General features: G+C 72.1%; 11 protein-coding genes. 8 read left to right on the top strand and 3 right to left on the bottom strand.

Features of this window, described 5'->3' with window-relative positions; translation table 11 throughout:
• Positions 1-20 precede the first annotated feature (20 nt).
• From CLV68_RS05065 to CLV68_RS05055, 4 genes are read left to right on the top strand one after another with little or no spacing between them, the layout of a single operon-like run.
• Positions 21-404, top strand: a complete 384-nt coding sequence (locus tag CLV68_RS05065; RefSeq protein WP_121389385.1) for a hypothetical protein — start codon at positions 21-23, stop codon at positions 402-404.
• A complete protein-coding gene (locus tag CLV68_RS33685) occupies positions 404-568 on the top strand; it encodes a hypothetical protein (protein WP_170224097.1) in 165 nt (54 codons plus the stop codon). Before CLV68_RS05065 ends, CLV68_RS33685 begins: the two co-directional genes overlap by 1 nt.
• 12 nt (positions 569-580) lie before the next feature.
• Positions 581-1,267: a response regulator transcription factor gene (locus tag CLV68_RS05060; protein ID WP_121389384.1), complete on the top strand. Its 687-nt coding sequence runs from the start codon at positions 581-583 to the stop codon at positions 1,265-1,267.
• The gene (locus CLV68_RS05055; protein ID WP_121389383.1) at positions 1,264-2,610 is read left to right on the top strand and encodes a sensor histidine kinase; all 1,347 of its coding nucleotides are present in this window, start codon (positions 1,264-1,266) and stop codon (positions 2,608-2,610) included. The genes CLV68_RS05060 and CLV68_RS05055 overlap by 4 nt, the downstream gene beginning before the upstream one ends.
• A 366-nt stretch (positions 2,611-2,976) precedes the next feature.
• On the opposite strand, the gene CLV68_RS05050 is transcribed toward CLV68_RS05055, so the two are convergent.
• The 3 genes from CLV68_RS05050 to CLV68_RS05040 all read right to left on the bottom strand — a co-directional run bounded on the left by CLV68_RS05050 (position 2,977) and on the right by CLV68_RS05040 (position 4,886).
• Positions 2,977-3,717, bottom strand: a complete 741-nt coding sequence (locus CLV68_RS05050; protein WP_121389382.1) for a maleylpyruvate isomerase family mycothiol-dependent enzyme — start codon at positions 3,715-3,717, stop codon at positions 2,977-2,979.
• A gap of 34 nt (positions 3,718-3,751) precedes the next feature.
• Positions 3,752-4,303 (bottom strand): hypothetical protein, encoded by a 552-nt coding sequence (locus CLV68_RS05045; protein WP_121389381.1) that lies wholly within the window; start codon positions 4,301-4,303, stop codon positions 3,752-3,754.
• A 109-nt stretch (positions 4,304-4,412) separates the two neighbouring features.
• Complete coding sequence (locus tag CLV68_RS05040; protein WP_121389380.1) at positions 4,413-4,886, bottom strand: Lrp/AsnC family transcriptional regulator; 474 nt, start codon at positions 4,884-4,886, stop codon at positions 4,413-4,415.
• A gap of 144 nt (positions 4,887-5,030) precedes the next feature.
• Here CLV68_RS05040 and CLV68_RS05035 point away from each other — a divergent pair, with 144 nt between their 5' ends.
• The 4 genes from CLV68_RS05035 (at position 5,031) to CLV68_RS35950 (ending at position 11,925) form a co-directional block, all read left to right on the top strand.
• Positions 5,031-8,462: an indolepyruvate ferredoxin oxidoreductase family protein gene (locus CLV68_RS05035; RefSeq protein WP_121390973.1), complete on the top strand. Its 3,432-nt coding sequence runs from the start codon at positions 5,031-5,033 to the stop codon at positions 8,460-8,462.
• A gap of 67 nt (positions 8,463-8,529) precedes the next feature.
• Positions 8,530-9,045, top strand: a complete 516-nt coding sequence (locus CLV68_RS05030) for an OsmC family protein (protein WP_121389379.1) — start codon at positions 8,530-8,532, stop codon at positions 9,043-9,045.
• 180 nt (positions 9,046-9,225) lie between these two features.
• Positions 9,226-11,322, top strand: a complete 2,097-nt coding sequence (locus CLV68_RS05025; RefSeq protein ID WP_121389378.1) for a tetratricopeptide repeat protein — start codon at positions 9,226-9,228, stop codon at positions 11,320-11,322.
• Positions 11,323-11,682: 360 nt separating this feature from the next.
• Positions 11,683-11,925, top strand: coding sequence for a hypothetical protein (locus CLV68_RS35950; RefSeq protein WP_425454817.1), 243 nt, complete (start codon positions 11,683-11,685; stop codon positions 11,923-11,925).
• Positions 11,926-11,933: the final 8 nt, after the last annotated feature.

Below are 11,933 nucleotides of genomic sequence, written 5' to 3'. Positions count from 1 at the left end.
ACCACAACGGGAGGACCCACATGCGAGCCAAGTCAGCCGCCATCGTCGTCGCCATCACGGTCGGGGTCGGGCTCACCGGAGCCGGGACGGCAGCAGCCCAACCCAGCACCCCCGTGACCATCACGCTGAGCCCAGAGCAGGTCGCGAACATCTGCCAGAAGCGGATCCCCAAGATCGAGCAGCGGACCGCCAAGCTCCTCGACCGGATCAATGGCGGCGCCGAGGTCAAGGGCTCACCGGCATGGCTGCGTGCGAGGGCCGACAAGGAGCAGGCTGCCGGGCGGGAGACTTCGGCTGAGTTGTTGCGGGAGCGGGCTGAGCGGCGGGCGGGTCGGGTGGATCAGCTGACCAAGGTCAAGCAGCGGGCTGAGGAGTTCAAGGGCAAGTACTGCGGGTCCAAGTGATGCGGCGAGCGGTCGTGGCCGCCGTGTTGCTGCTCGGGTGTGTGGCCTGCCAGGACGCCGGGCCTGCGGGTACCGGACCCGGGAGCAGCGGGTCGGTCGAGCAGGAGTTGGGTGGGATCGAGTCCACACTGGACAGCGTCGAGTCCGAGTTGGCGGGGGACTAGTACGGTGCGCGCATGACCGCCGATCCGGGACGTGGGCTGGTGCTCGTCGTCGAGGACGATCGGGCGATTGCCGAGTTGGTGACGCTCTACCTGCGGCGCGACGGGTTCGGGGTGCACGTCGAGGTGGATGGGCTGGGGGCGATCGCGGCCGCGCGGCGGCTGAGGCCGGTCGCGGTGGTGTTGGACATCGGGCTGCCCGGGGTGGACGGGGTGGAGGTGTGCCGCAGGATGCGGGCCGCCGATGACTGGACGCCGGTGTTGTTCGTGACGGCGCGCGATGACGAGGTCGATCGGGTGCTCGGGCTCGAACTGGGCGCCGACGACTACATCACCAAGCCGTTCAGCCCGCGCGAGCTGGTCGCCAGGGTCCGGACGGTGCTGCGCAGGGCGAGCGGGCCGGTCGGCGGTGAGGTCCTGCGCGCGGGCGGCACCCGGCTCGACCTCGGGCAGCGGCGGGTGTGGAGCGGGGACGCGGAGGTCGCGCTGACCACGACCGAGTTCGACCTGCTCGCGCACCTGATGCGCCGACCGGGGCAGGTGTTCGAGCGCGCGCAGTTGCTCAGCGCCGTCTGGGGGTACGCGGCGGCGGCCGGGACGCGGACGGTGGACGTCCACATCGCGCAGCTGCGGGCGAAACTGGGGGCGGGTAGTCCCATTCGGACGGTGCGCGGGGTCGGCTACGCGGCGGACCGCGGGTGAGGGGCACGCTCGCGGTCCGCGTCACCGCGCTCTGCCTGGCGGTGGCGGGCGTGGTGGCGGTGGTCGGCGGGCTCATCTCGGCGCGGCTGGTCGTCACCACCGCGCGCGAGGTGACCCAGCAGACCCTGTCCGACCAGGCCGACGTGTTCGTCAGCCAGTTCGCCGACAACCGCATCGGCCTGCGCCGGATGGTCGAGGTGCTCAACGGGCAGGGCGTGGCCGTGGTGCAGGCCAGGCCGAACGGGGTGGTCGTCACCGGTGACGCGACCGCGGAGAAGGCGGCGCGGCAGGCCGGGTTGCTGGACCTGACCGGGCCCGCGCACCGGGTGGTCGAGGTGGGCAACCGGACGCTGCTGGTGGAGCTGCGTCCCGCCGACGCGCGGGGGGCGATCGCGCTGGTGCGGGAGGCGGAGACGGTCAAGGGGTCGGGCCGCAAGCTGATCCGCAACATCGTCGTCGCGCTGGGCATCGGCCTGCTCGTCGCCGCGGTCGCGGGCCTGGTGCTGGCCAGGCGCCTGGCGCGGCCGCTGAGCCGGACCGCCGCTGTCGCGTACTCGATGACCCACGGCCGCCGCGACCTGCGCGCGCCGGTCGACGGTCCGCGCGAGGTGGCCGAGGTCGCCGCCGCGGTGAACGACCTGTCCGACGCGTTGCACCGCAGCGAGTCCCGGCAGCGGGAGTTCCTGCTGTCCGTGTCGCACGAACTGCGCACCCCGCTGACCGCCGTCAAGGGCTTCGCCGAGTCGCTGGCCGACGGGGTCGTCACCGGCCAGGCGGCGACCGCGGCCGGGCGCACCATCGAACAGGAAGCCGACCGCCTGGACCGCCTGGTCAGCGACCTGCTCGACCTCGCCCGCCTCGGCGCGGACGACTTCCGCCTCGACCTGGTCCCGGTGGACCTGACCGCGCTGGTCGCCGAGTCCGCCCAGGTGTGGTCGACCCGCTGCACCACGGCCGGGGTCCGCTTCGCCGTCGACTCCCCGCCCACCCCGGTCTGGGTCACCACCGACCCCAGGCGGCTGCGGCAGGTGGTCGACGGCCTCGCCGAGAACGCCCTCCGCGCCACCCCACCCGGGCGCCCCATCGTCCTGTCCCTCACGAGCACCGCCGCCGAGGCAGTCCTGCAGGTACGCGACGGCGGCCCGGGGCTGGCACCGGACGAGTACCCGATCGCCTTCGAACGCGGCCTGCTCAACGCCCGCTACGCCAGCACCCGCCCCGTCGGCACCGGCATCGGCCTGGCCCTCGTCCACGGCCTGGTGACCCGCATGAACGCCACCATCACCGCCTCCCCCTCCCCCGAAGGCGGCGCCGCCTTCACCGTGCGACTGGCCACCCAGTAGCCGAGACCCACCCGGCCGCTCGCCAGGCACGGCAACGACCTCGCCGCCCATCCGACCCAGACCGTCTCGCGCACGCACTCCTCCACCCGAGCACGCAACACCACCCACCGCGACAGGCTCGCCCAAACGCTCTTAGACCCCAGAAGCCCTCTAGAGCCGAACCCACCCTCTAGCCCCGCCCCAGCCGCTTCGCGCGCACGCGGTCCCGACCCTGCCCAGCCCCCACCCACACCGGGGGGCGTCCCAGTGCCAGTCTATCGGCACCCACCGACAGTCGATCTTGAAACAGGGCCTCGAAGATCCACATGTGGATAACTTCTGTCGCTGAACCGGGTGAACTCGACAGCCGGCGGCGCCGGGGGCCAGCTACTGGGTGGCCGACTTGAGCAGGTCGTGCAGGGTCGTCACGAGGGTCTTGTCGCCTTCGATCGTGATGTTCTCGTCGTCCGCGCGGCGCCAGAGCCAGCGGAGGATGGCCTCGGGTTCGCCGCGGACGGTGGCGGAGGGGGTGCCGTTGGGGGTGACGGTGATCGTGGGGGCGAGGGTGACGTACCAGGAGGAGGCGCCCGCCTCCACGCGGACCGTGCGGCCGTCGAGGGTGTCGAGGGCGCCGTCGAAGCCTGCCGGGTAGGCGGAGGAGGCGAAGGCGAGGAAGGTGATCAGGACCTCGTCGACGCCGTCGGTGGCCAGGTCGACCGGGACGGGGGCGGACTCGACGCCCGCGGCGAGTTCGGCGTCGATGCGGTGGATGACCGCTTCCTGGGCCATCCGCCTGCCCCAGAAGCCGACCGTCTGGTCCGGGTCGTACCAGGTCAGGCTCTGGTCGGCGGGGTCGCGGCCGCCGAGTTCGGCGATGATCTCGGTGGCGGCGGCGTCGAAGGTGGCCAGCGGGTCCTTGCCGGTCAGGTCCGGCGGCCACGGCTGCGGGTAGGCACCCAGGCGCAGGATCTGCGCCTTCTCCAGGAAGACCTCGGCGACGTGGTCGAGCAGGTCGGCGCCGGTCCAGCCGGGACAACTGGGGACGGGCTCCGCGAGCGCCGACGACGCGGCCGCGCGCAGCTTGGCGGTGTCCTTCCGCAGGTGGGCGAGGTACGTGGCGTGATCCATGACGCGACTCAACCACGCCGCACCGACACCCGCGCTACGCCGTGATCCAGAAGAACCCGCCGCGCCGGTCGTACTCCGCGATGCGCGCCCGCGCCCCGGTGCGCAGCGGCCGGTCGCCCGCCTGCCGCACCTGGACCAGCACCGTCCGACCGTCCGCCGTGGTCACCTCGGCCGCGCCGAAGCTGCCGTCGACCCGCCCGGTGCGCACGACACAATCCGTTCCCACGAGGTCGAGCCGCACCGGCAGCAGCGCGTTCAGCACCGGAATCGCGAATCGGGTTCCGATTACCGCGGCCGCCAATGCGACAACGAGAACGACCACCCCGGGAAACAGCGGCGACGGTTCCGCGGAACCGAGCACCACATCTCCCAGCATGCTGGCCACCCAGGCGAGCGCGGTCACCATCGACAGCGCCACGCTCAGCGGAACCCGCCCCAGGCCGAACGCCTCCGGGTCCGCGGCGCCAACGGCGTCCACACTGGACACTCCTAGTGCGACCAACAGCCAGTACCCGGCGACCACCACGAGGAGGAACGTGAAAACGACTGCAGGAAAGCTGAAAGCCGCGACCAGGAGACGGTCCACAGGCGGATCCCTTCGCCGGATGTGGCTCGAAAACCTACTGGAGCCGAACGGAACCCGCCGGGGGAATTGCCGAACGATATCCGGATGTGACCACAGGGGACACCCGCGCTCACTCGTCGGTGGCGCGTTCGACCGCGTCGAGCAGGGGCGCCACCCGGAACGGGATCTGCTCGGTCATCGCGACCGCGGTCGTGCTGCGGATGACGCCCCGGCAGGCGAGCACCGCGTTGATCACCTCGTGCAGGTGCCTGGTGTTGCGGGCGGCGACCCGGACCAGCAGGTCGCCGTCGCCCGCGATGCCGTGCGCCTCCAGCACGAACGGGACCGCGACCAGGTCCTCGATCGCCGTCACCAGCCGCCCCTGGGCGACCTGCACGGTGACGAACGCGGTCACCTCGACCCCGATCTGGGTGTAGTCGACCGCGCGGCCCCTGGTCCCGACCACGCCCTGGCGCTCCAGCCTGCCGACCCTGGCGTGCGCGGTGTTGCGCGCGATGCCGAGGCGTTCGGCCAGCTCGGTGATGCCGATCCGCGGGTTCGCGACGAGCTCCCGGATGACCCGCAGGTCGAGTCGGTTCACCATGCCCACGATGCGCAACCTTCCCCTGTCGAGCGACTTGCTTTTGAGCGATCCGCTCAAGTATCGGGGCAGACTCTTGCACAGCGCTCATAGAGAGCCGTCTCCTTGCCAGATGCGCGCAGGGCGCACGGAAGAGGTGTGGACGCGATGACCGGGTTGCTCCCCGAGCTGGCCAGCGACTACCGACCGGGTGACGTGGTCAGCCGGGACAGCGGGCGCGGCGCGATGACCGGGGTCCAGGCGCTCGGCAAGCTGCTGGTCGACCAGCACCGGGCCGACCAGGGGCGCGGCTGGAAGACCGCCGGGCTGGTATCGGGCTACCGCGGGTCACCGCTGGCCGGGCTCGACCTGGTCCTGGACCGCAACGCCGAGCTGCTCGCCGCGCACGACATCGAGTTCATCCCCGGCGTCAACGAGGAGCTGGGCGCGACCGTCGTCTACGGCTCCCAGCTGGCCCCGCAGCTGCCCGGCTCGCGCTTCGAGGGCGTCTTCGGCCTCTGGTACGGCAAGGCCCCCGGCGTGGACCGCTCGGTCGACGCGTTCAAGCACGGCACCTGGATGGGCACCACCCCCAAGGGCGGCGTGCTGGTCGTGGCCGGTGACGACCCGGCGAGCAAGTCGTCGTCGCTGCCGTCGAACTCGACCATGGCGCTGGCCGAGTCGTACATGCCGGTGCTGGCGCCGGTCGACGTGGCCGACGTGCTGCGGCTGGGCCGGTTCGGCTTCGAGATGTCCCGGTTCAGCGGCGCGTGGACGGCGTTCACCGTGGTCACCGCGATCGGCGACGCCTACGAGGTGGTCGACCTCGGCGCGGTGCCGGAGATCGTGGTGCCGGAGTTCGAGTGGAACGGCCGCCCGTGGAAGCCGACGTTCAAGGCCGGGGTCGGCATCCCCGAGGCGCTGGCCCTGGAGCGGGAGGTGCTCGAGGGCAGGCTCGCCGCAGCGGTCGCGTTCGGCACCGCGAACGGCCTGAACCGGATCGAGGGCGCGGTCAGGGACGCCCGGATCGGCCTCATCGCCTCCGGCCACACCTACGCCAGCCTGCGCGACGCCCTGGGGCGGATGGGCCTGACCGAGGGTGAGCTGGAGCGGCGCGGTGTGCGGTTGCTACGGCTGGGCATGGTGCACCCCCTCGACGAGGCCCTGGTCGGCCAGTTCGCCGACGGCCTGGACGAGGTCGTGGTGGTCGAGGACAAGCGCGCGTTCATCGAGACCCTGGTCAAGGAGGCCCTGTTCGACCGGGCCGTGCGGCCGAGGGTCTACGGCAAGCGCGGGCCGGACGGCAAGGCGCTCATCCCGGTCACCGGCGCCCTGGAGGCAGACCGGCTGATCACCGTGCTCGGCCCCCTGCTCGCCGACCGGCTCGGCAGCGACCACGTGCGGCTGCCGCAGCGCAAGAGCCGGTCCCAGATCGCGCTGACGGTGGTCAACCGCACCCCGTTCTTCTGCTCCGGCTGCCCGCACAACCGGTCCACCGAGATCCCCGACGGGTCGCTGGCCGGCGCGGGCATCGGCTGCCACGCGCTGACCACCTTCATGGACCGCAGCGTCGGCTTCACCCAGATGGGCGGCGAAGGGGTCAGCTGGGTCGGCGCGGCGCGGTTCACCGACACCCCGCACTTCTTCCAGAACCTCGGCGACGGCACCTTCTTCCACTCCGGCAGCCTCGCCGTGCGCCAGGCCATCGCGGCGGGCACGAACATCACCTTCAAGCTGCTCTACAACGCGGCCGTGGCGATGACCGGCGGCCAGCACGCGGACGGCTCGGTCGACCCGGTCGCGGTCACCCGGATGCTGCACGCGGAGGGCGTCGCCAAGACCGTCGTGGTCACCGACAACCCCCGCAAGTACCCGCGCGGCACGTCGTGGGCGCCCGGGGTGCGGGTCCGCCACCGCGACGACCTGGACGAGGTCCAGCAGGAGCTGCGCGACACCGCGGGCGTCACGGTGATCCTCTACGACCAGGAGTGCGCCGCGGAGAAGCGGCGCAAGCGCAAGCGGGGCCTGGCGCCGGACCCGGTCACCCGGGTGCACATCAACGAGTCGGTCTGCGAGGGCTGCGGCGACTGCGGGCGCAAGTCCAACTGCCTGAGCGTCGAGCCGGTGGAGACCGAGTTCGGCCGCAAGACCCAGATCGACCAGACCTCGTGCAACAAGGACTACTCCTGCCTGCTCGGCGACTGCCCGTCGTTCATGACCGTGGTCCCCGGCGACGGCCAGAAGAAGACGGCCAACCGCACTGAACTGCCCGCTGACCTGCCGGAACCCGCGTCCCGGCCGACGTCGGCGGCACTGGTCATGGTCGGTATCGGCGGCACGGGCGTGGTCACCGCGAACCAGGTGCTCGCCACTGCCGCGCTGATCAGCGGGATGGACGCGCGGGCGCTCGACCAGACCGGGCTGAGCCAGAAGGCGGGCGCGGTCGTGTCGCACCTGCGGATCTCGCCGGTGCGCGACGAGCTGCCCGGCCTGGTCCCGGCGGGCGCGGCGGACGGGTACCTGGTGTTCGACGCGCTGGCCGCGACGACGGAGGCCAACCTGTCGCGGTGCGCGCCGGACCGCACGGTCGCGGTGGTGTCGACCGCGCAGGTCCCGACCGGTCGGATGGTCGTCGACCACACCGTCGCCTTCCCCGGCGACCTGGTGCCCAAGATCGCCGCGAAGACCAGCGACCTGCGCGCCTTCGACGCGCTCGACCTGGCCGAGCGGCTCTTCGGCGGCACGGCGGCGGCGAACTTCCTGGTGATCGGCGCTGCCTACCAGCTCGGGGTGCTGCCGCTGAGCGCCGAGGCCATCGAGAAGGCCATCGAGATCAACGGCGTCGGCGTGGCGACCACGACGCAGGCGTTCCGCGCGGGCCGCAAGGCGGTGCTCGATCCGTCCTGGTTGGACGGATCGACCCCGGACTTCGTCCCGGCGCACCCGCTCGCCGAGGGCTTCTCCGGTGAGCTGCGCAGGCTGCTGGACGTGCGGCTGCCGGAACTCGTGGCCTACCAGGACGAGGCGTACGCCCAGCGCTACCTCGGCGTCGTGCGGCGGGTGGCCGAGGCCGAGGAGTCGGCGGGGCTTCCGACCGCGCTGTCGGAGGCGGTCGCGCGGAACCTGTTCAAGCTGATGGCCTACAAGGACGAGTACGAGGTCGCGCGGCTGCACTTGGCCGCCCAGGCCGAGGTCGAGGCGAAGTTCGGCGCGGGCACCCAGGTCGGCTTCGCGCTGCACCCGCCGATGTTGCGGGCGATGGGGATGCGCCGCAAGATCACCCTCAAGCGCACGGCCCGTCCCGCGTTCGGGGTGCTGCGGGCGATGCGGCGGCTGCGCGGCACGGCCGTCGACCCGTTCGGGCACGCGCACCTGCGCAAGGTGGAGCGGGAACTGGTGACCGAGTACGTGGCGCTCGTGCCGAGGCTGGTGTCCGCTGTGGACCGCTACGACCTCGCGGTGCAGATCGCCGGGCTGCCGGACGTGGTGCGCGGGTACGAGGAGATCAAACTGGCCAACGTGGAGATTTATCGCGAACGGTTGGCACAGCTGCTTTCCCAGCTCGACGCCGTGTCAACCGGAGAACCCGCCGTCCCATAACGCGGTCCGCGGTTGCGCCGGGTTCCCCACCGCCGGACGCTGTCGTCACCTACCTCGGGGAGTGACGATGACGGTGGAAACCCGGCTCAACGACGTCAACATCGAAGCGGTCGGCGCCCTCGTCGCCGCCATCACCGAAGACAGCGCCAAGGCCAGGACGACCTGGGCGTCGCACGTGCGGTGGCAGGGCGGTTTCCAGTCGACCGCCCGGGTGCGCGGGTTCGCCGAGACCCCGTCCGACGAACCGCCCACCCTCGGCGGCCAGGACACCGCACCCAACCCGGTCGAGCAACTGCTCAGCGCACTGGGCAACTGCCTCGCCGTCGGCTACGCGGCGAACGCCACCGTCGCGGGGATCCCGCTGGACTCGGTCGCCATCGACCTGCGCGGCGACATCGACCTGCACGTGTTCCTCGGCCTCAAGCCGGGCCACGCCGGATTCGACTCGATCACCGCGAAGGTCCGCATCTCCTCGCCCGCGCCCGCCGAGGACATCGCGGCGCTGCACCAGAAGGTGATCGCGTCCTCACCCGTCGGGCACACCCTGGGTAGCGCCGTACCCGTGTCGGTCGAATTGGCCTAGCGGCCCACGAATCACCCGCTCAGCGGTTCCACTGGGCCGACGGCACCAACGCCGCTCCCCCGAGTGAGCGGAATCGCCGTCGCAGCACCGGAAGAACGCGGCCCAGTTCACACCATTCCACCACCACCACGCGATCCTGCTGCGTTACGCTCGGTTTTCCGCTGACAGCCGGGGGGCTGGATGGGACGACGGGACGACGATAGACCTGAGACCGGGAACACCATCTCCGGTTCTGCTGGTGGTCCCACTGTCCAAGCCGGACACATCCACGGCGACGTCTACTTCGGCCCGGTTGCGCCCGCGCCGATCGTGCCGAGGCAATTGCACCCGCCGCCTGCGCACTTCGTCCCCCGGCCGAGGGAATTGACCGAACTCGGCGACTCGATCAGCGGCGAGGACTCGAACGCGCCCAGGGTCGTCGTGCTGCGCGGGGTCGGCGGGGTGGGCAAGACGGCGCTCGCCCTGTGGTGGCTGGCGACGATCGCCGACCGGTACCCGGACGGGCAGCTGTTCGCCGAACTCACCCAGCCGACCGGGGAACCGATCCCGGTCGAGGACGTCCTCGGCCGGTTCCTGCGCGCGCTGGGCGTCCCCGCCGGGTCGATCCCGCCGTCGTTGGCCGAGCGGGCCGCGCTGTACCGGTCGCTGACGGCGGGCAAGCGGCTGGCCGTGCTGCTCGACGACGCCACTTCTGCGGCGCAGGCCAGGGTGCTGATCCCCGCCGCGCCGGGGAGCCTGGTCGTGGTGACCAGCAGGCGCCAGCTGATCGCCCTCGCCGCCACCGGCGCCGTCGCGGTCCGGGTCGACCCGCTGGACCAGGACCGCTCCCTCGGGCTGCTCGCCGCCTTCGTCGGCCGCGACCGGGTCGACGCCGAACGCCCCAACGCGAAGCTGCTCACCCGCATGTGCGGCGGCCTGCCGATCGCGCTGTGCGTCACCGCCGCGCTCATCGCCGCCCGCCCCCGCCGCTCCCTGGCCTGGATGGTCGACCGCCTCCGCGACGAACACCGCCGACTCGACGTGCTCTCCACCGAGGAGGACTACTCCGTGCGTGCCGCCTTCGACCTCGCCTACCAGGACCTCCCACCCCGCGCCGCCGCCGCCTACCGGGCGTTCGGCCTCAGCCCAGGCGGCTCGGTCGCCGCGGAACTGCTTGCCTGGACGATGGAGACGACGGTCGACGACGCGGGCGCCGCCATCGAGGACCTCGTCGACGCCGGTCTCGTCGACGCGCTGGACGAGGGCTGGTACCGGCCGCACGACCTCGTCCACGTGCACGCCAAGGCGATGGCGACCGACCGCGACGACGCGGCGGCGGTATTGCGCAGGGTCGTCGACTGGTACCTGGCCGCGACCAGGGCGGTGAGTGCCACGCTCATGCCCAACCGCCCGCTGCCGAACTGGCCGGGCGCGGTGGGGATCACCCTCCCGGACGCCGTGCACGACCAGGCCAGAGCCGTGGCCTGGCTGGAACGCGTGCACGGCGACGTCACCGTGGTGATGCGCACCTGCCTGGACCGCGGGTGGCCGGACGCCACCTACCTGCTCGGCCACGCGCTGCAGCCGTTGTTCACGCTGAACAAGCAGTTGATGGCGGCCATCGAGGTCTGCGCACTGGCCAAGACCGCGGCGGAGGTCAAGGGGGACGATCGTTCGGTGGCGAGGATGCGCCGCAGGCTGGCCCGGCTGTACACCAACACCGGTCGCCACGACAGCGCGGAACGCGAGATCGCGGTGTCCCTGCGCGACGCCGAGGAGCGGGGCGATCGGCGGGCTCTGATCAGCACGCACAAGAGCTTGGGCCTGTTGCACCACGCCCGAGGTTCGCACCAGGACGCGATCGCGGAGTTCGCCACGACGCTGGCGTTGATGCGGGAGTCGGCGTCACGGCGCTCGCTCGGCTTGCTGCTGACCGACTTCGGCACCAGCGAGATCGCAGCGGGCTTGACGGAGGGCGCGATCTCCCACCTGACGGAGGCGGTGGCCGCGCTGGAAGCCCTCGTCGAGCCAGACCCGTACAACACCGCCCGCGCCCGCAGGGAACTCGGCCGGGCCCGGCTCGCCCTCGGTGACCACGATGCCGCCACCGAGCTGCTGACTGCGGCACTCCACGTGTTCGAGACCTACGAAGCCCGCCACGACGCCGCGGTGACGCACCAGGCCCTGGCCATGCTCTCCCGCGAGCGCGGCGCGGTGGACGACGAACGACGGCACACCGAGCGGGCCTGGGTGCTCCTCGGCCACAGTCAGGCCCCACCCGTCCCGGGCGGGGCCTGACGATCAGCCCCGCCCGGGACGGGTAGGTGTTACCGGAGCCTGCGGACGGCGGGGAGCCCGAGAGCGGCCACCAACTCCTCCAGCACCGCTGCCGTGGGCGACCGTTCGCTGTCCGGATCACCCCCGATCGCCCAGCCCGCGCCGAGAACCGCGTGGCGCAGGGCGGTCACCGCGTCGCCGGTGGTGGCGTAGTGGTGGGCGAAGGAGCCGACCAGGGTGTCGCCCGCGCCGCTCTGGTAGCGGATGCCGCGGGGTGTGACCGCGGCGACCTGCCAGATGCGGCGGCGGTCGCGCAGGCCGATCACCGAGCCGTCGGCGCCGCAGCCGACCACGACGACCGGGGTGCGGTGCGTGCGCCACATGTCCTCTACCCAGGCGACCGGGCCGTGCGGCAGTCCCTCGTGCGAGCTGGCGACGACGTGCGCCGACGCCATCCACTCGCGGTTGTGTCGACTGTCCACTGTGTCCACCACGTGCGTGTCGGTGATGAACGGGACACCGCGGGCGGCGGCGGCCCGGATGAGCGGCCTGGTGAAGGCGATGTTCGACAGCACGGCGAGCGCGCAGCCGTCGAGCATGTCGTCGAACACCGGGACCGGGTAGCCCAGGCC

It is taken from the genome of Actinokineospora cianjurensis (assembly GCF_003663795.1).
Lineage (GTDB): Bacteria > Actinomycetota > Actinomycetes > Mycobacteriales > Pseudonocardiaceae > Actinokineospora > Actinokineospora terrae.
Note: the sequence above shows the minus strand (reverse complement) of the source record. Positions and strands in the feature narration are given on the sequence as shown.